The sequence below is a fragment of the Streptomyces sp. NPDC002276 genome, from assembly GCF_053891435.1.
In genome coordinates this window covers 374,198-396,146 of sequence record NZ_JBSFCQ010000006.1, presented here as the reverse complement: position 1 = coordinate 396,146, position 21,949 = coordinate 374,198, and the positions used below count along the sequence as shown (strand labels likewise).

The window sequence follows — 21,949 nt, the reverse complement described above, 5'->3', positions numbered from 1 at the left end:
GAGCGACGCCGGTTACCCTCGTTCCCATCGATCCCCAGGATCCCGTCGATCCCCGCGAGTGAAAGAGCACCGCCGTGACGCACCCCTTCCTCGACCTGGCCCCGCTGAGCGCCGCGCACTTCGCCTCGATCGAGGACCGGGTGGCCCGGCTGCTCGGCACCGAGCAGGATGTCGTGATCATGCAGGGCGAGGCGTTGCTGCCGCTGGAGGGGGCGATCCGTTCGACGGCCGGTCCGGGCACGGTCGCGCTGAACGTCATCACCGGCCCCTACGGGCAGACCTTCGGGAACTGGCTGCGGGACTGCGGCGCCGAGGTGATCGACCTGGCGGTCCCGTTCCACACGGCGGTCACGGCGGACCGGATCAGGGAGGCCTTCACGGAACACCCGGAGATCGACTTCGTCTCCCTGGTCCACGCGGAGGCGGCGACCGGCAACACCAACCCGGTCGCGGAGATCGGCGAGGTCGTACGCGCGCACGGCGCCCTCTTCTACCTCGACGCGGTGGCCTCCATCGGCGCGGAGCCGGTGCTGCCGGACGCGTGGGGTGTCGACCTGTGCGTGATCGGCGCACAGAAGGCGATGGGCGGCCCCGCGGGTGTCTCGGCGGTGTCGGTGAGCGCACGGGCATGGGCTCGTATGACGGCCAACCCCGGGGCCCCGCGCCACTCCTACCTCTCCCTCCTCGACTGGAAGGCCCGCTGGGTGGACGCGGGCCGCAAGACCCTGCTCCACGCCCCGGCCCAGTTGGAGATGCTGGCCCTGGAGGCGTGCGTCGAGCGGATCGAGTCGGAGGGCCTGGACACGGTGATGCGGCGCCATGCGGCGGCGGCCGCGGCGACACGGGCAGGTGCCCTGGCGCTGGGCGGCGGCCTGGAGCCCTACGTCCACAACGCGTCCGAGGCCGCCCCGGTCGCCACGACCCTCAGGACACCGCCGAACGTCATCGCCTCGGACCTGGTGACGAGCGCCCTCGCATCGAACCCGACCCTGCCCCTGGCAGCGGGCGGCGGCCCCCTGTCCAAGGAGATGATCCGGGTCAACCACTACGGGGTCGACGCGACGGTGGACGCGGTACAGAACTCTCTGACGGCACTGGGCACGGCGTTGGCCGAGCAGGGGGTGGCGGTGGACCTGGAGGGGGCTCGGGCGGCCGTAAATGGGGCATGGCTGTAACTCGCGTCCCGTCCAGCACCTCGCCGAGGTCGAACGGAACTGGTTCCAGCGGGTGTTCGGGCTCGACGTGCCGCCGGTGTACGGCACGGAGGTCGGGTACGCCCTCGACTCCGGGCGCGGCATCGAGGAGGCGTTGGACGATCTCGGCCGGATCCCCGACGGGCCGATGGCCGGGATCGAGGTCAGTCTGCGGTGGGTACTTATTCATATGGTCGAGGAGTACGCGCGACACAACGGTCACGCCGATATCTTGCGGGAAAGCATCGACGGCACGACCGGCGCCTAATTCAGATTCCCATCCGATCCAATCCGATCCGATTCCGGATGTAATTCCAGAATTCTTCTGCCCGATTTCCGTGCACCTAAACGCAAATAATTCGCGCAGATCTCGTGAGGGTCACACCCTTGTGACCCGTTACACAGGCAGCCCGTTTCACCCTTTATGCACGGGTCAAATCTACGCATACCTCACACACTCGCACGCGTGATAACACAGCACAGCCTCACACGTAACCCCATCCCTCCATGCAATTTCGAATTTCCCTCGGTAAATTCAATTTGCATGACCGCCACCCGAGCAGACCTGCACATAGACCGCCCCACGGTGGCCGACGGCGCCGCGCTCTGGCGTATCGCCAAGGACTCGAACGCCCTCGACCTGAACTCGTCGTACAGCTATCTGCTGTGGTGCCGGGACTTCGCCGGCACCTCCGCCGTCGTGCGGGACGAGCGCGGCGAACCGGTCGGTTTCGTCACCGGGTACGTGCCGCCGGACCGACCCGGCACCCTGCTCGTGTGGCAGGTCGCCGTCGACGCCGCGCAGCGTGGCCGCGGACTGGCCGCCCGACTCCTGGACGGCCTCACCGAGCGGGTCTCGGCCGAGTACGACGGACTGACCGCGATCGAGACCACGATCACGCCCGGCAACACCGCCTCCGAGCGCCTCTTCACCTCCTACGCCGAACGTCACGGCGCCACCGTCGAGCGCACGGTCCTCTTCGAGGCCGGTGACTTCCCGGACGGACCGCACGACCCCGAAGTGCTGTACCGGATCGGCCCGTTGAGTCTCTGAGCCCCCCACACATATTCCTTTAGGAGCGATTCGCGTGACCATCACCCAGCCCGATCTCAGCGTCTTCGAGACCCTGGAGTCCGAGGTCCGCAGCTACTGCCGCGGCTGGCCCACCGTCTTCGACCGGGCCCGGGGCAGCCGTATGTACGACGAGGACGGCCACGCCTACCTCGACTTCTTCGCGGGCGCCGGCTCGCTCAACTACGGCCACAACAACCCTGTCCTGAAACGCGCGTTGATCGACTACCTGGAACGCGACGGCGTCACCCACGGGCTCGACATGTCGACCAGCGCCAAGCGCGCGTTCCTGGAGACCTTCCAGGACCTGGTGCTACGGCCCCGCGACCTCCCGTACAAGGTGATGTTCCCGGGCCCGACCGGCACCAACGCCGTTGAGTCCGCACTGAAGTTGGCGCGGAAGGTGAAGGGGCAGGAAGCGATCGTCTCCTTCACCAACGCCTTCCACGGGATGTCGCTCGGCTCACTCGCCGTGACCGGCAACGCCTTCAAGCGGGCCGGTGCCGGTATCCCGCTGGTGCACGGCACCCCGATGCCGTTCGACAACTACTTCGACGGCCAGGTCCCCGACTTCCTGTGGTTCGAGCGGCTGTTGGAGGACCAGGGCTCCGGCCTCAACAAGCCCGCCGCCGTGATCGTCGAGACCGTGCAGGGCGAGGGCGGCATCAACGCCGCCCGCCCCGAATGGCTGCGCGCCCTCGCCGAGTTGTGCGAACGCCAGGACATGCTGCTCATCGTCGACGACATCCAGATGGGCTGCGGCCGCACCGGCGCGTTCTTCTCCTTCGAGGAGTCGGGCATCGTGCCCGACATCGTCACCGTCTCCAAGTCCATCAGCGGCTACGGCCTTCCGATGTCCCTGTGCCTGTTCAAGCCCGAGCTGGACATCTGGGAGCCGGGCGAGCACAACGGCACGTTCCGCGGCAACAACCCGGCGTTCGTCACCGCCACCGCCGCCCTGGAGACGTACTGGGCGGACGGCTCCGCGATGGAGAAGCAGACCCGGACCCGCGGCGAACAGGTCGAGCAGGGGCTGATCTCCATCACCGAGGAGAACCTCGCCGACATCAAGGAGTACCGGGGCCGCGGACTGGTCTGGGGCATCGAGTTCAAGGACCCCGAGCGCGCCGGACGGATCTGCGCCCGCGCCTTCGAACTCGGCCTGCTCGTCGAGACGTCGGGCCCGCAGGGCGAGGTCGTGAAACTCCTCCCCGCGCTGACCATCACCCCGGAGGAGCTGGACGAGGGCCTGAGCATCCTCGCCCGCGCGGTACGCGAAACCGCGTAAGCACAGCCCCGACCATCTGACACCACATCAAGGAGGCGTCACAGCACCGTGATTGTCCGTTCGTTCAAGGAACTCGAAGGCACCGACCGGCACATCAAGTCCGCGTCCGGCACCTGGGAGAGCAAGCGCATCGTCCTCGCCAAGGAGCGGGTCGGCTTCTCGCTCCACGAGACCGTCCTCTACGCGGGCACCGAGACGTCGATGTGGTACGCGAACCACATCGAGGCCGTCGTCTGCGTCGAGGGCGAGGCCGAACTCACCGACAACGAGACCGGGATGACGTACACGATCACGCCCGGGACCATGTACCTCCTCGACGGGCACGAGCGGCACACGATGCGGATCAAGGAGGACTTCCGCTGCATCTGTGTCTTCAACCCGCCCGTCACCGGACGGGAGGATCACGACGAGAACGGCGTCTACCCGCTGCTCACCGAGCCCGAGGAGGTCTGAAGAGCATGACCACCGCCACCGACATCACCGACCTGTACCCCAGCCGCAGCACCACCGAGGTGTCCGTCCCGCGCAAGGACCCCGTCGTCTGGGGCTCCCCCGACACCCCCGGACCGATCCCGACCGCCGACCTCCACTCCTTCGAGCGCGACGGCTTCCTCGCCATGCCGGAACTCCTCCGGGACGACGAAGTCGACGTCTACCGGCGGGAGTTGGAACGCCTGGTCGTCGACCCCGCGATCCGGGCCGACGAGCGGTCGATCGTCGAGCCGAAGTCGAAGGAGATCCGGTCCGTCTTCGAAGTGCACCGGATCAGCGAGGTGTTCGCGCGGCTCGTGCGGGACGAGCGGGTCGTCGGGCGGGCCCGGCAGATCCTCGGCTCGGACGTGTACGTCCACCAGTCGCGGATCAACGTCAAGCCGGGCTTCGGCGCGAGCGGCTTCTACTGGCACTCGGACTTCGAGACCTGGCACGCCGAGGACGGTCTGCCGAACATGCGGACCGTGTCCGTGTCGATCGCGCTCACCGAGAACCACGACACCAACGGCGGCCTCATGATCATGCCGGGCTCGCACCGCACGTTCCTCGGCTGCGCGGGCGCGACCCCCGAGGACAACTACCGCCAGTCGCTCCAGATGCAGGACGCGGGCACCCCGTCCGACGAGGCGTTGACCGGCATGGCCTCGCAGTACGGCATCAAGTTGTTCACGGGCAGGGCCGGTTCGGCGACCTGGTTCGACTGCAACTGCATGCACGGCTCCGGCGACAACATCACGCCGTTCCCGCGCAGCAACGTCTTCATCGTCTTCAACAGCGTGGAGAACAAGGCGGTCGAGCCGTTCGCGGCGCCGGTACGACGGCCGGAGTTCATCGGGGCGCGGGACTTCACTCCGGTGCGGTGACCCGCCCCCTCAGACCTCACCCCGCAAGGACGTCCAGCAGCCGGTCGACGTCCTCCGGTGCGTTGTAGAGGTGGAAGGCCGCACGCAAGTTTCCCGCCCGGTTGGAGACTTCGACTCCCGCCGCGCTCAACTCCCCCTGCCTACCGCCGAGTCCGGGCACCGCCACGATCGGGGACCCCGGGGACGCGACGGGCTCGTGCCCGAGGGTGGCGAGGCCCGCGCGGAAGCGGTCGGCCAGGTCGAGGTCGTGGGTGCGTACGGCGGCCACGCCCAACTCCTCCAGCAGCGCGAGGGAGTGGCGGGCACCGGCGTAGGAGAAGAGGGCGGGGCTCTCGTCGAACCGGCGGGCGGAGTGGGCGAGTTCGGCGACCGGGCCGTAGCAGCTGTCCCACGGGGCCTCGCCCGCGACCCAGCCGGCGAAAACCGGGTTGAGGCCGCCGAGGTCCTGCGGGGTGACCAGGAAGGCGACCCCGCGCGGGCAGAACAGCCACTTGAAGCCGACGGCGGCGACATAGTCGTAGGCATCCGCGTCGAGGTCCAGCCAGCCGACGGCCTGCGAGGCGTCGACGTACGTACGCGCCCCGTGTTCGTGTGCCGCCGCCCGGAGCGCGGGCAGGTCGGCGATGCGGCCGTCGGCGGACTGGGCGGCGCTGACCGCGACGAGCGCGGTGCCGGGGCGTACCGACTCGGCGATCCGCTCCAGCGGGACGGCGCGCACCTTGAGGTCGGTGCGCATGTGGAAGGGGTTCACGACGGAGCTGAAGTCGGCCTCGGCGGTGAGGACTTCGGCGCCGGGCGGGAGCGAGGCGGCGATCAGTCCGCTGTAGACCGCCACCGAGGCCCCGGCCGCCACCCGGTCGACCGGTACCCGGGTCAGGCGGGCGAAGGCGGCGCGGGACGCCTCGACGTCGTCGAACATGTCGGTCGGTGTGCCGATCGAGGCCGCCTCGACGGCGGTGTGCATGGCGGTGACGGTGCGCCTCGGGAGGAGGCCGGTGCTCGCCGTGTTGAGGTAGGTGTTCTTCGGGGCGAACTCGGCGCGGACGAGGCTCTCGAAGGTCTCCATGGCACCACTCTGCGGTGCCGTGCGCCCCTCGTCCATTGCGCGTTTTTGCGTGAATCCTCTAAGCGATGCTTATGCGTCGCCCCTGACCTGCCGCTTTCAGGCCTGCGGCACCGCGCAGCCGTCGGGACCACAGGCCTCCGCGTCACCGTTGTCGATCAGCTTGAGCGGGGAGTGCTCGCCCCACGCCTGGGTCAGGGCCTGGGCGAAGACCTCGGCGGGCTGGGCGCCCGAGACGCCGTACTTGCGGTCGAGGACGAAGAAGGGCACGCCGTTCGCGCCCAGTTCGGCGGCCTCGCGCTCGTCGGCGCGGACGTCGTCGGCGTAGGCGTTCGGGTCGGCCAGTACCTTGCGGATCTCGTCGGCGTCCAGTCCGACGCCGACGGCCAGTTCGACCAGACGCTCGTCGTCGCCGAACACGGACCGCTCCTCGGCGAAGTTCGCCTTGTACAGCGCCTGGATCAGCTCGTCCTGGCGGCCTCGCTCCTTGGCGAAGTGGAGGAGGCGGTGCATGTCGAAGGTGTTGCCGTGATCACGGTCACGGGTGCGGTAGTCGAGGCCCTCGGCCGCGGCCTGCGCGCCGAGGTTGTCCTCGCCCGCCTGCGCCTGTACCTCGCTCATGCCGTACTTCTTGGTGAGCATCTTCAGCACGGGCTGGATGTCGCTCTTGGCGCGGCCCGGGTCGAGTTCGAAGGACCGGTGGACGACCTCGACGCCGTCGCGGTGCGGAAACGCGTCGAGCGCCTTCTCGAAGCGGGCCTTGCCCACGTAGCACCAGGGACAGGCGATGTCCGACCAGATCTCGACGCGCATTCTTCGGCTCTTTCCAGGACGTGTGCGGTTGACGGAGAGTCCCTCCGTTTCCCCCGTGAACGTTCCTTCCGTCCGCTTCATTCCCCGGCGAGGTCCAGCCGCATCCCCAGATGGTGACCGCCGTCGGCCGAGTCGGCGACCCAGCCCTGACGGACGTAGAAGGCCTGTGCCCGTTCGTTGTCGACAAGCACGTCCAGTACGGCGGTCCGCCGGGCGTCGGCCCGCCACTGCTCGACGCAGGCCGTGTGCAGGGCCGTACCGAGGCCGGAGCGCCAGCGGTCGGGGTCGACGTGGAACTGGAACAGCGTGATGGTGTCCGCCGGGTCGCCCTCCGCGATGCGGAAGACGGCGACGGCGACGATACGGCCGTCCTCGACCGCGCACAGCACATGGCCGTCCGGACGTTCGACGGAACGCAGCCAGGCGGCGCGCCAGTCGAAGTCGGACGGTGGGAGACCGTCCGGGTAGTAGGTCGACCGGGCCCGCAGGTGCAGGTCGGCGATGGCGTCGACCTCGGCCGGCAGGGCCGCGCGGATCATCAGGGTGTCGGTGTCGCGATCACTCGTCATGCGACCGATGACGTGAGGTCCGCGGCTTCGGTTCCGAGGTGGCTGAACTGGGTCCGGTAGGCGCTCGGGGTCAGTCCGGTGCGGCGGACGAGGTGGCCGCGCAGGGAGTCCGCCGTGCCCAGGCCGCAGGCGCGGGCCACCTGGTCCATGGGGAGGGTGGTGGTCTCCAGGAGTTCCTTGGCGCGTTCGACGCGCTGGTGAAGCAGCCACTGCAAGGGGCTCACCCCGCTCTCGGCATGGAAGCGGCGGGTGAGGGTGCGGACGCTCACGCCCGCGTGCCGGGCCAGGTCGGTGAGGGTGAGCGGCTTGTCGAGGTTGCGCATGGCCCAGCCCCGGGTGTCGGCGCAGGCGGTGCCGCGTTCGGGCGGCAGCGGGGTCTGGGTGAACTGCGTCTGGCCGCCCGGCCGTACGGGTGCGACGAGGGCGAGGCGGGCGACCTCGTTGGCGACGGCGGCGCCGTAGTCGGTGCGGATGATGTGCAGACAGAGGTCGATGCCGGCGGCGTATCCGGAGGCCGTCAGGACCTGGCCGTCCTGGACGTAGAGGACGTCTCCCCTGAGGTCGAGGGCCGGATAGCGCTCGCGCAGCTCGTCGGCCATTCCCCAGTACGTGGTGGCGCTGCGGCCGTCGAGCAGCCCGGCCTCGGCGAGTACGAAGGCGCCACTACAGATGGAGGCGATGCGCTTGCCCGCTACGGCGGCCCGGCGGACGGCGGCGACCGCGACCGGATCGGGTTCGTACCGCTCACCGGTGCCCGCGATGACCACGGTGTCGGCGGTGCCCAGGACGTCCAGACCCCGGCCCACCTGGAGGTGCAGCCCGCCGGTCGTGACCACCGGCCCGCCGTCCGAACTACAGATGGTCACCTCGTAGCCGGGATCGCCGTCGACCTCGACCTTGGCGAAGAGCATCTCCGGGACGGCCAGGTTGAACATCGAGACGGGGGACGGCGCGACGATCGCGACGCGGTGCGGGGGCCGTTTCCTCGGCATGGCCAGAACCTCCGGCTGTATGGCGTTCCGGCCACTACTCTATGCCGTCGCCGTTCCGCAGCATGGGTACATGCCACCGACCACCACCCAACTCACGCCCCGCACCGGCGATTTGACCCCGTCGTCCCCCGCGCTCACCCTCACCGCCGCCCTCCTCGGCTTCGCGCTGATCACCCTCGACGCGTCGGTGGTGAACGTAGCGCTGCCGTCGATCGGACAGGCGCTGGGCGGCGGGATGTCGGGCCTGCAGTGGGTGGTGGACGCCTACACGCTCTCCTTCGCCGCCCTCATGCTGTCCACCGGCGCCTTCGCGGACCGGGCCGGGGCGAGCCGTGCGTACGCGATCGGCGTCGCGGTGTTCACCCTCGCCTCGGCGGCCTGCGGCCTGGCCCCGAACCTGCCCGCGCTGATCGCCGCCCGCGTGCTCCAGGGCGTGGCCGCCGCGGTGGTCCTCCCGGCCTCGCTGTCCCTCGTCCGGCAGGCCTACCCCGAACCGGCCAAACGGGCCCGGGCGGTGGCCACTTGGGCGGCGGGCGGCTCGATCGCGGTGGCCCTCGGCCCGGTGGCCGGAGGCGCGCTGACCACGGCCTGGGACTGGCGCGGCATCTTCTTCATCAACCTGCCCCTGGGCGCGGTGGCGTTGATACTGCTGGTCCGGTCACCACGCTCGGAACGCCGACCCGCGCCGCTCGACCTGCCGGGCCAGGTGCTGGCGGTGGTGGCGCTCACGGCCACGACCTTCGCGGTGATCGAGGGCGGAACAACGGGAGTTGTGGCGTTGCTGATCGCCCTCGTCGCGGGCGCGCTCTTCATCCGGGTCGAACTCCGCCAGGCACACCCCGTGGTGCCGCTCGGCCTGTTCCGCAGTCGTACGGTGTCCGTGGCGGTCGCGGCGGGTGCGGCGTGCAGCGTCGCCTTCTACGGCGTGGTCTTCCTCTTCTCGCTCTTCTTCCAGCAGGTGCAGGGCCGTTCGGCGCTGTACGCCGGGCTGATGTTCCTGCCGATGGCCGGCCTGATCTCGGTGACGAACGTCGTGTCCGGCAAGCTCGCGGGCCGCTACGGAGCCCGACTCCCCATGCTGATAGGGCAGTTGCTGGCCGGAGCGGGCGCGCTCGGCCTGCTCTACGTCGACGAGCGCACGCCTCCGCTCCTGGTGGCCGTGCTGCTCGTGCCGATGGCCCTCGGCTGCGCCCTGACGGTCCCGCCGCTGACCGCCGTGATGATGGACGCGGTACCGGCCGAGCGGGCGGGGCTGGCGGCCGGGGTCCTCAACTCGGCGCGGCAGGTGGCCGGCGGGCTGGGCATCGCCGTGTTCGGAGCGCTGGTCTCCGACGGATTCACGACGGGCCTGCGGGAGAGCCTCGCGATCAGCGCGGCCCTCTTCGCGGTGACGGCCTCGCTCAGCTTCCGTCTCTCAGGTCGTCCGGCCAACTCGCCCTGAACTCAAGGTGGTCGTACGTCACGACACACCCCTCCCCCATCGGCGACTGCGTCATGAACCCGACCAGCGCCGCGTCCGTCTCCTTCTCGTCCCCGAGCGTGAACAGCCGCACGAAGGTCCAGCGCTTTCCGTCACGGGAGGCATGAAAGGCGAAGGCACGCCCGGTACGACTGACCCGCAGCCACACCGAACTCCCGTCAACGGTGAAGGAGTTGGCGTCGTCGGAGTGTCCTCGGGTGACCACCGTGCAGACGGTAGGCACATCGGGCGAGTACTCCAGACACAACTTGGCCCAGGCCCGCTCCCCGACATGGACGTAGAGGACACCCGCGTCGAACGACCCCGCGAACCCGACGGTGACACGAGCGATGAGCTGAAAGTCCCCATGCGGCGCCCCGAGCAACCGGGGCGCGTCGGAGGCAGGGTCCAACCCTTCCCCGGTAGGCGGCACAAACCGATCCTGCCGGGGCCCGGCCCACCCGGTGAGCACACCGTCCTCGTAGGACCAATGCCCGTCGGGCCCGTAAGTACGGAGGGGGAAGGGTAGTTGGGAGAGTTCAAAGTCCATCCACTAATCATCTCAGGCGCAGTGGACTTACCAAGGGGCGCGGGGAACTGCGCGACCAGCCACAGCGGACCGTCAGACCGCACTCAACCGCACCCCAACGGCGCTACCGCTCCAACCGCCCGTCATAACGCCGAGGCAGCCCAAGAGAGTTCTCGTCCCTCAACTCCAACGGCAGCAACGCTTCAGGCGTGTTCTGATAAGCAACAGGCCGCAGCCACCGCTCAATAGCCGTACCACCAACAGAAGTTGACGTAGATGTGGTCGCCGGGTACGGCCCCCCGTGATGCTGAGCCGCCGCCACCGCAACCCCCGTAGGCCACGCGTTCACCAACACCCGCCCGGCCAAAGGCGTAAGCTCCGCCAAAATCTCAGCCCCACGCCCCTCCCCGGCCGCTTCCTCCGCCGACAGATGAACCGTCGCCGTAAGATTCCCGGGCAGCCGCGACAGCACGGCGTTCGCCTGCGCGTCATCGTCGTAGCGGGCCACCACAGTGACCGGCCCGAAGCACTCTTCGAGCAGCAGGTCGTACGCGCCTTCAGCCGCGAGCTTCTCCGCCGGAACCGTCAGGAACCCGGGGCTCACGGTGTGCTCGCTGCCCGCGCCGGGCGTCACCGGCGAGTCCACATCGGGGAGTTGGGCCCGCTCGGCGACACCGGCGAGGAAGTTGTCCCGCATCCGGTGGTCGAGCAGCACCCCGGAGTCCGTGTCGCTGACGGCATCGGTGAGGGACTTGACCAGCCCGTCCCCGGCGGAGCTGGCCGGCACGAGCACAAGACCCGGCTTCACACAGAACTGCCCGACGCCCAGGGTCATCGACCCCGCGAGCCCCGTACCGATCGCTTCGGCCCGCTCGGCCGCGGCCGCCTCCGTGATGAACACCGGGTTGAGGGAGCCGAGTTCGCCGTGGAAGGGGATCGGGACGGGTCGGGACGCGGCCGCGTCGAAGAGGGCGCGGCCACCCCGTACCGACCCGGTGAACCCGGCAGCCGAGACCAGCGGGTGCTTGACCAGCTCCACGCCCGCCTCGAAGCCGTGGACCAGGCCGAGGACGCCGGCCGGGATGCCCTGTTCGGCGGCGGCCCGGCGCAGCACGCTCGCGACCAGTTCGGACAGGCCGGGGTGGTCGGGGTGGGCCTTGACGACGACCGGGCAGCCGGCGGCCAGCGCGCTCGCGGTGTCGCCGCCGGGGACGGAGAAGGCGAAGGGGAAGTTGGAGGCCGAGTAGACGGCGACGACGCCCAGCGGCACCTTGTAGCGGCGCAGGTCCGGGATCGGCGGGGTGGCCGTGTCGTCGGGGTGGTTGATGACGACGTCGAGGAAGGCGCCCTCGTCGACGATGTCCGCGAAGGCGCGCAACTGGTAGCAGGTGCGGGCGAGTTCGCCGTTGAGCCGGACCGGGCCGAGCGCGGTCTCCGCGTCGGCGACCTCGACCAACTGGTTCTTGGCCGCTTCGAGCTGGTCGGCGGCGCCGCGCAGGAAGGCCGCGCGGACCGTGCGGTCGGCGAGCGAGCCGCGCGCGGCGTGGGCGGCGCGGACGGCGGTGTCCACCTCCTGGGCTGTGGCCTCCACCGCAACCTGTTCCCGCTGCTTCCCGGTTCGGGGGTCGACACTCCAGACTGGTGCTGCTGCCACCGCGGGTCCCTCCACATGTAATGCCGCAGTTCTGGGTCATTCACCAGGTTCGTTCGATATGCTGAACGCTGTCTCTGATGATGAATATGCTCGTGGAGACGATAACTCAAGGTTCTCGTCGAACGAAGGGGTCAAGGGCGATGCCGGCAGGCGAGACAGGCGGCGGGGCACAGGTCAAGTCCGCGGTGCGGACGGTGGAGCTGCTCGAATATTTCGCGGGCCGACCCGGTATGCACTCCCTCGCGGCGGTCCAGGAGGCCGTCGGCTATCCCAAGTCCAGCCTCTACATGCTGCTGCGCACGCTGGTGGAGCTGGGCTGGGTGGAGACGGACGCGACGGGCACGCGGTACGGCATCGGCGTACGGGCGCTGCTCGTGGGCACGTCGTACATCGACGGCGACGAGGTCGTGGCGGCGGCCCGCCCCACCCTGGACCGGCTCTCGGACGACACCACGGAGACCATCCACCTCGCCCGCCTCGACGGCACGAACGTGGTCTACCTGGCCACCCGCCAGTCGCAGCACTATCTACGGCCCTTCACGCGCGTCGGCCGCCGCCTCCCGGCGCACTCGACCTCGCTGGGCAAGGCGCTGCTGAGCACCTACTCGGACGAGCAGGTCCGCAAGATGCTCCCGGAGACGCTGCCCGCGCTCACCGAGCACACGATCACCGACCGCGAGAAGCTCATCGAGGAACTGCACACGGTCCGTGAGCAGGGCTTCGCCGTGGACCGCGAGGAGAACACGCTCGGGCTGCGCTGCTTCGGTGTCGCGATCCCGTACCGCACCCCCGCGCGGGATGCGATCAGCTGCTCGGTGCCGGTGGCCCGGCTGACGCCGGCGCACGAACAGATGGTGAAGGACGCCCTGTTCGACGCCCGCGACCGGCTGACCCTCGCCACCCGCAGGCTCTGACCCGTGACGTCACGCATGGAGGTACTCATGGAGGTCGCGCTCCGTCCTGTCCACGACAGCGATCTACCGGTCTTCTTCCGGCAGACGAACGACCCCGAGTCGCTGCGCATGGCCGCCTTCACACACAAGGACCCGGCCGACCGGGACGCCTTCGACGCCCACTGGAAGCGCATCCGCGCCTTGGCCGGCGTGGTGAACCGCACGGTCCTCGTGGACGGTGACGTCGTGGGCAGCGCGGCGGTGTACGGCGAGCCGGGCGAGCGCGAGGTGACGTACTGGATCGACCGCGCCTACTGGGGCAAGGGCATCGCGACGGCCGCGCTGCGCGACCTGCTGGCCGAGGTGCCCGAACGCCCGCTGCACGCGCGCGTGGCGGCCGACAACGCGGGTTCGCGGCGCGTGCTGGAGAAGTGCGGGTTCATCGTCACCGGGCACGACCGGGGGTTCGCGAACGCGCGCGGCGAGGAGATCGACGAGCTCCTCCTGACGCTGACTTCATGAGCGGTCGATGAGAAAAGCGGCGTAAGGGAACGATTCCGTCCCGTCCGCTCGTCCTCCATGCGGGATGAACAAGACGATCAGGCGCGCCTCCGTCTTCGCGCTGCTCCTGGTGCTCACCCTCCTGGTGAGGGCGACCTGGGTGCAGTTCTACGACGGCCAGGCGCTGGCGGACGACAAGGACAACCGGCGCAACGCGATCGCGACGTACGCGGACCCGCTCGGGAACATCATCGTGGCCGGGAACGCGATCACCGGCTCGACGCGGACTGGGGGCGACAGCGACCTCGCGTACAGACGCACCTACACGGACGGCAAGCTCTACGCGGCGGTGACGGGCTACGCCTCGCAGAGTTACGCGCCGACGCAGTTGGAGGGGATCTACGCGGATCTCCTCGACGGCACGGACAGCGGCCTGAAGACCGTCATGGACACGGTCACCGGCGAGCGGGCGGCCCCGGGCAACGTGGTCACGACGATCGACCCGGATGTGCAGAAGGCCGCGTACAACGCGCTCGGTGACAAGAAGGGCGCCGCGGTCGCGATCGATCCGACGACCGGGAAGATCCTCGCCGTGGTCTCGACCCCGTCCTACGACCCCTCGTCGCTGACCGACGCGAACACCGCCGCCGCTGCCTGGAAGCAGCTCAACGCGGACTCCGACAAGCCGCTGACCAACCGCGCGCTGCGCCAGCCGCTGCCGCCGGGCTCCACGTTCAAGCTGGTCGTGGCGGCGGCGGCCCTGGAGGACGGGCTCTACTCCTCGGTGGACGAGAACACGACCAGCCCCTCGCCGTACACGCTGCCGGGCACGGTCACCCCGCTGAAGAACGAGAGTTCGTCCGCGCCCTGCACGAACGCCTCGATCCGGGTGGCGCTCCAGTACTCGTGCAACACCGTGTTCGCGAAGATGGCCGTGGACCTGGGACAGGACAAGGTCAAGGCGATGGCCGAGAAGTTCGGCTTCAACGACGACAAGCTGGACATCCCGGTGCGGGCGTACCCGAGCGTGTACCCGTCGAACATGAACAAGTCGTCCACGGCCCTGACCGGCATCGGCCAGTACGACGTGACGGCCACCCCGCTCCAGATGGCCATGGTGTCGGCCGCCATAGCCAACGACGGCAAGCTGGTCTCGCCGCACATGGTGTCGGAGACCACCGACAGCGGCGGCGATGTGGTCCACAACTACGACGACAGCACGACGACGAAGGAGATCGTCAGCTCGCGCACCGCGCAGCAACTCCAGTCGGCGATGCAGACGGTCATCACCGACGGCACCGGCACGAACGCCCGGATCGCGGGCGTGACCGTGGGCGGCAAGACGGGCACGGCCCAGCACGGCGAGAACAACGACCAGTCCCCGTACGCCTGGTTCACGTCCTACGGCAAGTCCGACGACACCGGGAAGGAAGTCGCCGTGGCTGTCGTGGTCGAGCAGTCGGACGCGGCAAGGTCCGAGATCAGCGGCAACGGTCTGGCGGCCCCGGTGGCCAAGGCGATGATGAAGGCGGCGCTGAAGAGTTGAGGCGGCGCTGAAGAGTCGGCGAGCGGCCCCGGCCGGGTGGCCGGGGCCGTCGTTCACTTGACGCCCAGGATCTGCTCCACCGGATCGATCGCGAAGTACACGAGGAACAACGCGGACACCCCCCACAGCAGCCAGTTGACCTCCTTCGCCTTGCCGAGCACCGCCTTGATCACGACGTACGAGATGAAGCCCGCGCCGATCCCGTCGGTGATCGAGTACGTGAACGGCATCGCGGCGATGGTGAGGAACGCCGGGATCGCGATCTCGTACTTGTCCCAGTCGATGTGCTTGACGTGGGTCATCATCAGGAATCCGACGGCGATCAGCGCGGGCGCGGCGGCCTGCAACGGCACGATCGTCAGCAACGGCGTAAGGAACAGCGCGAGCCCGAACAGCCCACCGGTGATCAGGTTCGAGAACCCGGTGCGCGACCCCTCGCCGACACCCGAAGCAGACTCGATGTAGGCGGTGTTGGAGGACGCGGAGCCGATCCCACCGGCGACGGCGGCGGCACCGTCGATGAACAGGACGCGGCCGATGTTCGGCACCTGCCCCTCCTCGTCCAGCAGTCCGGCCTCCGCGCTGATCCCCACGATCGTGCCCATGGCGTCGAAGAAGTCCGACAGGATCAGCGTGAAGATCAGCAGGATCACGGTGATCGCGCTGGTCTCGCCGAACGCGCCGAACAGGCTGAAGTGACCGATGAGTCCGAAGTCGGGCGTGTCCACGATCTTGTCCGGCACCTTGGGGGTCATCAGGCCCCAACTCTTGATGTCGGCGGCCGAGTTGATGATGATCGCGAGGACGGTCATCGTGACGATGCTGATCAGGATCGCGCCCTTCACCCTGCGGGCGACCAGCGCGATGGTCAGCAGTACGCCGAGACAGAACACCAGGACGGGCCAGCCGGCGAGATGGCCGACGGCACCGAGCTGCACGGGGACCGTGGTCTGCGCGGCGTCCGGTATACGACTGACGAAGCCTGCGTCGACGAAGCCGATGAACGCGATGAACAGCCCGATGCCGACGCCGATGGCCTGCTTGAGCTGTTGCGGGATCGCGTTCATGATCGCCTCGCGCAGCCCGGTGAGGACCAGGACGCAGATCAGGACGCCCTCGATGACGACGAGACCCATCGCGTCGGGCCAGCTCATCAGCGGCGCCAACTGGAAGGCGACGACGGCGTTGAGGCCGAGGCCCGCGGCGATGGCGAGGGGCAGGTTGCCGCCGACGCCCATGATGACCGTCATCACACAGGCCACCAGGGCGGTGGCGGTGACCAGTTGGCCGGTGTCGAGCGTGTGCCCGAACTTGTCCTTGGCGCTGCCGAGGATGATCGGGTTCAGTACGAGGATGTAGGCCATCGTGAAGAACGTGGCGAAGCCGCCGCGTATCTCACGACCGAAGGTGGATCCCCGTTCGGAGATCTTGAAGAACCGGTCGACACCGTTCGCCGCCGGTGGTTCGGCACTTGGCCGGTCGGCCACCTTCTGTGACTCGGACATGCGGGTACTCCTCGTTTGCCTCAGTGATCGGTGCGCGGATGCTGGCTGGATTGTTCCCGCGTTGAACCTGTTTCAGGTTTTCCCCGTGTTACGGAATCAGGGTCGACGGGTCAGCCCCTGGTCGACCCGTCAAACAGCATTCGAAGGCCTGTACCAATCCAGCCAGTTGATCACTGCTACGCTTCCGGATCTCGCCGGGGTCACCCCCGGATGATCACGTGTCATCTACACGACACACACAACCACGCAGCGAGGAGAGGTCCGCCGTGGGCACAGTCGTCGACGACGCCGCCTCCGTGGAGTTCCACGCCTTCTTCGAACGCCACTACGCCGAACTGTCGCGTCTCGCCCACCTGTTGACGGGCGAGGCGGACGCCGCCGACGATCTCGCGGCCGACGCGCTGCTCGCGCTCTGGCACCGCTGGGACCGCGTACGCGCCGCCGACCATCCTGCGGCCTACGCCCGTGGCGTCGTCGCCAACCTGGCCCGCACCCGGATCCGCAGCGCGGTCCGCGAGCGGCGACGGGTCGCCCTGTTCTGGTCGCAGCGCGAGGAGAAGACCGAGAACCCGGACGTGGCCGGCGTGGTCGACGTCCAAGAGGCTCTGCGCAGACTGCCGTTCCGCAAGCGGGCCTGTGTGGTGCTGCGGCACGCGTTCGATCTGTCGGAGAAGGACACCGCGCTCGCGCTCGGTGTTTCCGTCGGTACGGTTAAGAGTCAAACGTCAAAGGGCATGGCCGAGTTGCAGCGTCTGCTCGGCCCGCAGAGCCCTCCGCTGCGGATGCACGCGGCGATGGCGCGCGGCGGCGAGACCGGAGGGAGGAACCGATGAGGCACCAGGACGTCCACGACGACGAGTTGAGCGCCCGGCTGCACGAGGCGGCCGAGGGCCACGAGCCCGACCGGGCACGCATCCTGGCGCGGCTCGAACGCGGCATGGCCGCGCAGTCGCGTCCCGACCACCGGGCCACCCGGCCGCCGGTGTTCGGCTGGGTGCGGGTCGTCAGCGCGACGGCGGCGGTCGCGAGCGTCCTCGCGATCGGCGGCTACGCGGTGGCGTCCGCGGTGAAGAGCAACTCCCCCGCCGAACAGACGGTGTCCGTCTCACCGACCCCGACCCCCACGCCGTCCCCGGACGCGACGAGCCGCACCTCGGTCAAACCGGTCACCCCGACGCACAGTTCGGGCTCCGGCGACACCTCGCACAGCTCCCCGAAGTCCAGCACCTCGCCGACGGCGAAGTCCCCGACCGCGTCCGCTTCCACACCCGTACTCCCGCCGGCCTCCGGTACGCAGGACGGCCCGCTGTGGTCGGACGGTTCGATCGACCCCGGCAGCAACGACTTCTGGGCCCAGAGCGACGTCACCCTGAAGACAACGAAACAACTCACCTCCCTCACCGTCCAGTTGAAGGTCAAGCTGACCGGCGGGGTCACCTCCGCGGGCGCCTGGCGCTCGCTGCCCGAGCAGGACTTCACGCAGACGGTGACCGAGCAGGACGGGTTCCTGGTCTACACCTGGGTGCTCAAGGAGGGCCGTACGGTCGCGGTCGGCGAGTGGGTCTTCGCCGGGCAGTACAACCACGACCGCGGCGGCCGGGACGCCAAGGACGACAGCTACTCGGCGGCGGGCACGGCGGCCGGCCGACAGCTGTCCGTGAAGGGCGACTTCGCGGCGCAGAAGTCGTAGTCAGAAATCTCGGGGCAGGCGGCAACCCTTTCTCCGCCCGTGGCGACAAGGAAGCGCAAGGTTCCTCTCGCACGGAGCACACGGAGCAAGTCGCTTGAGCACGCACAAGAAGCACCTCACCCGCAGGCGGGTGCTCGGGGCCTCCGCGATCGGTGTCGCCGCCACCGGCGCGGCCGTCGCGGGCGGCACCGGTCTCCTCCCGTCCGCCTCCGCCGCAGCGTTCGGCTACACCGACGACGGCTCCAACTACGTGATCACCACGGGCGCTTCACTCGTCCTCAAGATCTCCAAGTCGACGGGCGACATCACGTCCCTCGCCTACAAGGGCAAGGAGTACGAGGGCTACGGCGGCAAGCACTCGCACGTCGAGTCCGGGCTGGGCGCCTCCACGGTCACCATCAGGCAGTCGGGTTCGACGATCCTGGTGAAGGTGGTCCACGGCCCGATCACCCAGTGGTACGCGGCCCGCAGCGGCGAGAACAACGTCTACCTGTGGACGAACAAGACGGACGCCTCCTTCACGGCGACCCGCTACATAGTGCGGGTGAAGCCGGGGCTGTTCCCCAACTCGGGCTCCGACGCCTGGAATTCGACCACGGACACGATCATCGAGGCGGGTGACGTCTGGAAGCACCCGGACGGCACGACCCGCTCCAAGCACTACTCGGGCAAGCGGACCATCGACTACGACCACGTCGGCTTCACAACGGGCTCGGTCGGTCTGTGGGTCGTCCGCTCCAACCACGAGAAGGCGTCCGGCGGCCCGTTCTACCGCTCCCTGCTGCGCCACTCGAACGAGGGCGGCGCGGGCCTGTACGAGATCCTGCACTACAACGAGGCCCAGACAGAGCCCGAACGCTTCGGCCTCCAGGGCCCGTTCGTGGTGACGTTCACGGACGGCGGCACACCCGCGTCCTCCCTCTTCGCGGCGAACCTCGACACGTCGTGGGTGGACGCGCTGGGCATCACGGGCTGGGTGGGCAAGGCGGGCCGAGGGAAGGTGGCGGGGGTAGGCCTGAAGGGCATGGACCCCAAATACCCCTACACGGTGGGCTTTTCCAACCCGGCCGCCCAGTACTGGACGAAGGCCGCGCCCGGCACCGGCGCGTTCTCCTGCAAGGGGATGCTGCCGGGGACGTACACACTGACGGTCTTCAAGGGCGAACTCGCGGTGCACACAGCGCAGTCGGTGACGGTGACGGCGGGCGGTACGACGTCGCTGCACACGATGAGCATCACCGGTGACCCGTCCGCTGCGGCGACGGTGTGGCGCTTGGGCAACTGGGACGGCACACCAGGGGAGTTCAAGAACGCGGAACTGATGACGTACGCGCATCCGTCCGACGCGCGGGCGTCGAAGTGGACGGGAAACGTCACGATCGGGACCGGAGACGAGGCCGCGTCCTTCCCGGCGTATCTGTGGAAGGACATCAACGACGGCGTCCTGATCTACTTCAAACTGACGGCGGCGCAGGCAGCGGCCGCTCACGCACTGCGGGTGGGCGTCACAACGGCGTACATCAACGCCCGCCCCCAAGTCACAGTGAACAACTGGGGCTCCGCCATCCCCACGCCTCCTACGCAGCCCTCCACGCGCGATCTCACCACGGGTTCCTACCGTGGAAACAACCACACGTTCGTTTTCAACGTCCCTTCCAGTGCGTGGAGTTCGGACACGACGAAGTACAACGTCCTGAAGATCAACGTGGTCAGTGGTTCGACGGGCTCGGCGTTCCTCAGCCCAGGCACGTCGTTCGACTGCATCGACCTGCTGACCTGAGCCCCCCTCGGTCAGCAGAGCGACGCCCCCGCCGGTGACGACCGGCGGGGGCGTTGTCCATCCGACGGCTCGGGGGAGACTCAGCCACTCGTACGCCGTATGTGCAGGTGAGCATTACGGGGAAAGGCGGGAGGCGTCGCCCACCCCCGCACCCACCGCGCCCCGTCAACCTCGTTGTCGACGACGGAAGTTATCCACCTTCGCCGCAAGACGGGATCCCGGCCCGCCCGAGCAGTCATGAACTGACCCTGGTTAGCGGCAGTTTCACCCTGCCGTGCCTCCCATCTCGTGTCTGCCCTGTCATCGCGGTGTCCGGACGCGCAGCGCCTGCACGGACCAGTCGAGCGCAGGAGCCAGACTCTCCGGGGCGGGCCAGCCGTTGACCACGGCGAGCAGTTGGAGATACCGCTCCCTGCGGGGGTCGTTGACGCGCTCCAGCCGAGCGGTCAGCCGACGGCGGAGATCGATGTCGTCGGGGCGGTCGGAGAGGTACGCGTAGTCCGCCGTGAAGGCCGCAACGAACGGATCGGCCCGAGGCGAGGTCGGTTCGATACCGGCGGCGAGGGCCGGCCCGACCTGATCACGCACGACTGCGGCGATATCGCGACGCGGGACCGTCGTCGCATCGCTTCGAACCTGTTCGGCGGCCTGCTCTTCGGCCAACTGCCGCACGGAGGAGCGGAATTCCGGGTCCAGGGACAGCTCGGCCAACTCCACCCACGCCTGGACCTGTTCCGCATCCGGGTTGTCGGGCAGCTCGGGGGTCATCGAGCGCATGACCCCGGCGAACGCGGGGGTGGCGGCGTCAAGACCGCCGAAGACTGCATCGAGAAACTCGCCGACCAGACGTCGTCGTTCGTCCTCGGATAGCTGGGCAAGCCGGTGCATGAGTTCCGTCTCCTCAGGTGTAGACCCACGCTCGGCCACCGCCGCCAACACCGCGTGCCGCAGACGCAAGACCCGAATCTGCACCGCCAACGCTTCGGCATGCGCTGCGGCAACCTCGGGGAGCGAGAGCTCCCGCTCCACGACCTTGCGGATCGTGGAGAGGTCAAGTCCCAGCTCCCGGAGTGTCCTTACGAGGTCCAGGCGTGCGACGGCGTCGATGTCGTAAAGGCGGTAACCGGCGGGGCTGCGGTCCGTCGGCGCCACGATTCCGCGATCGGAGTAGAACCGAATGGTCTTGACCGTGAGACCGGTCCGCCGAGCGAGTTCACCGATCGGGTAGAGCGTGTCGCCGTCCATGCCTCCACCTTTGCGTCTCCCCCTACTGGAGACTCAAGTCCCGTTGTTTGCAGAAAGCCAACCATGTCGAAGGTCCGCAAGGACTGGGTTTTGGCTGGTCAGGACATCGCTGCGACGTGTCTGAGCCGGTTGTCATTGGTCACCCTTGGCCATTGTGGAGCGACCTCAGACCGCCCAAGGACGGCACAGCATGGACCCGTGGAGGGTCGATGGCACTGTGCCTCCGCTGGCTTCAGCCTTGCTGCCAGCGTTGTCGACACCGAGCAGGCCCGCGTTGGTTGAATTCGGCGGGTCTACGGATCGTCCGGTGCAGGGCTCCAGAGTGGTCGATGCCTGTTCTTCGGTAGGATCCGGGCGGCGTCATCACTCTTGCTGTGGGGGCTCGGCCTGGGGTTGCGTGGCGTACATGACCGTCGTCGCCACATCGTCCGGCAGCAGGTCGGCAATGATGGATCGGAAGCCGTCGTCGCCGATAAGGGCCCTCTGCCGGCCGAGCCAGCGAAGGGACAGGTCGGGCGGACTCCCGATCTCCAGTTGAAGGGTCAGCGCCCGCAGTGTGTAAGGCACGGCTTCTGCTGGGCGCTGTTGCGCAGTACGGAGTACGCCCAGCTGACCGTAGCTCTTGGCGATACCGGAGCGGTCTCCCAACTCCTCCAAGATGGCGAGAGAAGCCCGGTAACGTTCCTCCGCCTGCACATAGTCCCCCCGCGCTTCCGCGATGATGCCCAGCTGGTGATAGCTGGTGGAAATGCCAGACCGGTTGCCCAACTCCTCCTTGATGGCCAGAGAAGCCCGGTAACGT

Annotated in this window: 21 protein-coding genes and 1 pseudogene; 13 read left to right on the top strand and 9 right to left on the bottom strand. The window is 68.6% G+C overall.

The genetic code is table 11. The annotated features are described in order from the left end of the window. Positions 1 to 74: 74 nt before the first annotated feature. The 6 genes and pseudogenes from ACWIHT_RS18650 (at position 75) to thpD (ending at position 4,908) form a co-directional block, all read left to right on the top strand. Complete coding sequence (locus ACWIHT_RS18650; RefSeq protein WP_456169189.1) at positions 75 to 1,175, top strand: pyridoxal-phosphate-dependent aminotransferase family protein; 1,101 nt, start codon at positions 75 to 77, stop codon at positions 1,173 to 1,175. 10 nt (positions 1,176 to 1,185) lie between these two features. Beyond that, positions 1,186 to 1,461: pseudogene (locus ACWIHT_RS18645) on the top strand (mycothiol transferase); the annotation flags it as partial. 276 nt (positions 1,462 to 1,737) lie between these two features. Beyond that, complete coding sequence (gene ectA / locus ACWIHT_RS18640) at positions 1,738 to 2,247, top strand: diaminobutyrate acetyltransferase (RefSeq protein ID WP_456169188.1); 510 nt, start codon at positions 1,738 to 1,740, stop codon at positions 2,245 to 2,247. A 34-nt stretch (positions 2,248 to 2,281) separates the two neighbouring features. Further along, entirely contained in the window at positions 2,282 to 3,553 is a 1,272-nt protein-coding gene (gene ectB / locus ACWIHT_RS18635) for a diaminobutyrate--2-oxoglutarate transaminase (RefSeq protein ID WP_456169187.1), read from the top strand. 48 nt (positions 3,554 to 3,601) lie between these two features. Further along, positions 3,602 to 4,006, top strand: a complete 405-nt coding sequence (locus ACWIHT_RS18630; protein ID WP_456169186.1) for an ectoine synthase — start codon at positions 3,602 to 3,604, stop codon at positions 4,004 to 4,006. Between the two features lie 5 nt (positions 4,007 to 4,011). Beyond that, positions 4,012 to 4,908, top strand: a complete 897-nt coding sequence (gene thpD / locus ACWIHT_RS18625) for an ectoine hydroxylase (protein ID WP_456169185.1) — start codon at positions 4,012 to 4,014, stop codon at positions 4,906 to 4,908. 16 nt (positions 4,909 to 4,924) lie between these two features. Here thpD and ACWIHT_RS18620 read toward each other — a convergent pair whose 3' ends face one another. The 4 genes from ACWIHT_RS18620 to ACWIHT_RS18605 all read right to left on the bottom strand — a co-directional run bounded on the left by ACWIHT_RS18620 (position 4,925) and on the right by ACWIHT_RS18605 (position 8,345). After that, positions 4,925 to 5,974 (bottom strand): aminotransferase class V-fold PLP-dependent enzyme, encoded by a 1,050-nt coding sequence (locus ACWIHT_RS18620; protein ID WP_456169184.1) that lies wholly within the window; start codon positions 5,972 to 5,974, stop codon positions 4,925 to 4,927. Positions 5,975 to 6,070: 96 nt separating this feature from the next. Next, positions 6,071 to 6,784, bottom strand: coding sequence for a DsbA family oxidoreductase (locus ACWIHT_RS18615; RefSeq protein WP_456169183.1), 714 nt, complete (start codon positions 6,782 to 6,784; stop codon positions 6,071 to 6,073). Between the two features lie 77 nt (positions 6,785 to 6,861). Beyond that, on the bottom strand, positions 6,862 to 7,353 hold the full coding sequence (locus ACWIHT_RS18610) for an N-acetyltransferase family protein (RefSeq protein ID WP_456169182.1): 492 nt from the start codon (positions 7,351 to 7,353) through the stop codon (positions 6,862 to 6,864). Next, the gene (locus tag ACWIHT_RS18605) at positions 7,350 to 8,345 is read right to left on the bottom strand and encodes a GlxA family transcriptional regulator (RefSeq protein WP_456169181.1); all 996 of its coding nucleotides are present in this window, start codon (positions 8,343 to 8,345) and stop codon (positions 7,350 to 7,352) included. Before ACWIHT_RS18605 ends, ACWIHT_RS18610 begins: the two co-directional genes overlap by 4 nt. Before the next feature lie 70 nt (positions 8,346 to 8,415). Between ACWIHT_RS18605 and ACWIHT_RS18600 the strand changes: the two genes are divergently transcribed. Further along, entirely contained in the window at positions 8,416 to 9,786 is a 1,371-nt protein-coding gene (locus tag ACWIHT_RS18600; RefSeq protein ID WP_456169180.1) for an MFS transporter, read from the top strand. Here the strand turns inward: ACWIHT_RS18600 and ACWIHT_RS18595 are convergent. Both ACWIHT_RS18595 and ACWIHT_RS18590 read right to left on the bottom strand, forming a co-directional pair. After that, positions 9,746 to 10,354 carry a DUF1349 domain-containing protein gene (locus tag ACWIHT_RS18595; RefSeq protein WP_456169179.1) on the bottom strand — a complete coding sequence of 203 codons (609 nt, stop codon included), beginning with the start codon at positions 10,352 to 10,354 and terminating at the stop codon, positions 9,746 to 9,748. The two genes, ACWIHT_RS18600 and ACWIHT_RS18595, sit on opposite strands and share 41 nt — an antisense overlap. A 103-nt stretch (positions 10,355 to 10,457) precedes the next feature. Beyond that, complete coding sequence (locus tag ACWIHT_RS18590; protein ID WP_456169178.1) at positions 10,458 to 11,987, bottom strand: aldehyde dehydrogenase (NADP(+)); 1,530 nt, start codon at positions 11,985 to 11,987, stop codon at positions 10,458 to 10,460. A 140-nt stretch (positions 11,988 to 12,127) separates the two neighbouring features. Here ACWIHT_RS18590 and ACWIHT_RS18585 point away from each other — a divergent pair, with 140 nt between their 5' ends. The 3 genes from ACWIHT_RS18585 to ACWIHT_RS18575 all read left to right on the top strand — a co-directional run bounded on the left by ACWIHT_RS18585 (position 12,128) and on the right by ACWIHT_RS18575 (position 14,927). Beyond that, positions 12,128 to 12,901 carry an IclR family transcriptional regulator gene (locus ACWIHT_RS18585; RefSeq protein ID WP_456169177.1) on the top strand — a complete coding sequence of 258 codons (774 nt, stop codon included), beginning with the start codon at positions 12,128 to 12,130 and terminating at the stop codon, positions 12,899 to 12,901. Positions 12,902 to 12,928: 27 nt separating this feature from the next. Beyond that, complete coding sequence (locus ACWIHT_RS18580) at positions 12,929 to 13,402, top strand: GNAT family N-acetyltransferase (protein ID WP_456169284.1); 474 nt, start codon at positions 12,929 to 12,931, stop codon at positions 13,400 to 13,402. Between the two features lie 64 nt (positions 13,403 to 13,466). Continuing rightward, positions 13,467 to 14,927, top strand: a complete 1,461-nt coding sequence (locus ACWIHT_RS18575; RefSeq protein ID WP_456169176.1) for a peptidoglycan D,D-transpeptidase FtsI family protein — start codon at positions 13,467 to 13,469, stop codon at positions 14,925 to 14,927. Between the two features lie 53 nt (positions 14,928 to 14,980). Here ACWIHT_RS18575 and ACWIHT_RS18570 read toward each other — a convergent pair whose 3' ends face one another. Continuing rightward, positions 14,981 to 16,432, bottom strand: coding sequence for an NCS2 family permease (locus ACWIHT_RS18570; protein WP_456169175.1), 1,452 nt, complete (start codon positions 16,430 to 16,432; stop codon positions 14,981 to 14,983). A 266-nt stretch (positions 16,433 to 16,698) separates the two neighbouring features. Here ACWIHT_RS18570 and ACWIHT_RS18565 point away from each other — a divergent pair, with 266 nt between their 5' ends. The 3 genes from ACWIHT_RS18565 (at position 16,699) to ACWIHT_RS18555 (ending at position 19,902) form a co-directional block, all read left to right on the top strand. Next, positions 16,699 to 17,265, top strand: a complete 567-nt coding sequence (locus ACWIHT_RS18565) for a SigE family RNA polymerase sigma factor (protein WP_362978848.1) — start codon at positions 16,699 to 16,701, stop codon at positions 17,263 to 17,265. Further along, complete coding sequence (locus ACWIHT_RS18560; RefSeq protein ID WP_456169174.1) at positions 17,262 to 18,122, top strand: hypothetical protein; 861 nt, start codon at positions 17,262 to 17,264, stop codon at positions 18,120 to 18,122. Before ACWIHT_RS18565 ends, ACWIHT_RS18560 begins: the two co-directional genes overlap by 4 nt. A 94-nt stretch (positions 18,123 to 18,216) precedes the next feature. After that, positions 18,217 to 19,902, top strand: a complete 1,686-nt coding sequence (locus tag ACWIHT_RS18555) for a rhamnogalacturonan lyase B N-terminal domain-containing protein (protein WP_456169173.1) — start codon at positions 18,217 to 18,219, stop codon at positions 19,900 to 19,902. Positions 19,903 to 20,202: 300 nt separating this feature from the next. Here ACWIHT_RS18555 and ACWIHT_RS18550 read toward each other — a convergent pair whose 3' ends face one another. Continuing rightward, entirely contained in the window at positions 20,203 to 21,147 is a 945-nt protein-coding gene (locus tag ACWIHT_RS18550; protein ID WP_456169172.1) for a MerR family transcriptional regulator, read from the bottom strand. 363 nt (positions 21,148 to 21,510) lie between these two features. Then, the coding region (locus tag ACWIHT_RS18545; protein ID WP_456169171.1) for a tetratricopeptide repeat protein at positions 21,511 to 21,949 on the bottom strand (439 nt) is incomplete at its 5' end.

Bases quoted from the DNA above. Each gene is read 5' to 3' on its own strand.
- ectA (WP_456169188.1), top strand. From the start codon at position 1,738: ATGACCGCCACCCGAGCAGACCTGCACATAGACCGCCCCACGGTGGCC.
- thpD (WP_456169185.1), top strand. From the start codon at position 4,012: ATGACCACCGCCACCGACATCACCGACCTGTACCCCAGCCGCAGCACC.
- ACWIHT_RS18620 (WP_456169184.1), bottom strand. From the start codon at position 5,974: ATGGAGACCTTCGAGAGCCTCGTCCGCGCCGAGTTCGCCCCGAAGAAC.
- ACWIHT_RS18615 (WP_456169183.1), bottom strand. From the start codon at position 6,784: ATGCGCGTCGAGATCTGGTCGGACATCGCCTGTCCCTGGTGCTACGTG.
- ACWIHT_RS18610 (WP_456169182.1), bottom strand. From the start codon at position 7,353: ATGACGAGTGATCGCGACACCGACACCCTGATGATCCGCGCGGCCCTG.
- ACWIHT_RS18605 (WP_456169181.1), bottom strand. From the start codon at position 8,345: ATGCCGAGGAAACGGCCCCCGCACCGCGTCGCGATCGTCGCGCCGTCC.
- ACWIHT_RS18600 (WP_456169180.1), top strand. From the start codon at position 8,416: ATGCCACCGACCACCACCCAACTCACGCCCCGCACCGGCGATTTGACC.
- ACWIHT_RS18595 (WP_456169179.1), bottom strand. From the start codon at position 10,354: ATGGACTTTGAACTCTCCCAACTACCCTTCCCCCTCCGTACTTACGGG.
- ACWIHT_RS18585 (WP_456169177.1), top strand. From the start codon at position 12,128: ATGCCGGCAGGCGAGACAGGCGGCGGGGCACAGGTCAAGTCCGCGGTG.
- ACWIHT_RS18580 (WP_456169284.1), top strand. From the start codon at position 12,929: ATGGAGGTCGCGCTCCGTCCTGTCCACGACAGCGATCTACCGGTCTTC.
- ACWIHT_RS18575 (WP_456169176.1), top strand. From the start codon at position 13,467: ATGAACAAGACGATCAGGCGCGCCTCCGTCTTCGCGCTGCTCCTGGTG.
- ACWIHT_RS18570 (WP_456169175.1), bottom strand. From the start codon at position 16,432: ATGTCCGAGTCACAGAAGGTGGCCGACCGGCCAAGTGCCGAACCACCG.
- ACWIHT_RS18560 (WP_456169174.1), top strand. From the start codon at position 17,262: ATGAGGCACCAGGACGTCCACGACGACGAGTTGAGCGCCCGGCTGCAC.
- ACWIHT_RS18550 (WP_456169172.1), bottom strand. From the start codon at position 21,147: ATGGACGGCGACACGCTCTACCCGATCGGTGAACTCGCTCGGCGGACC.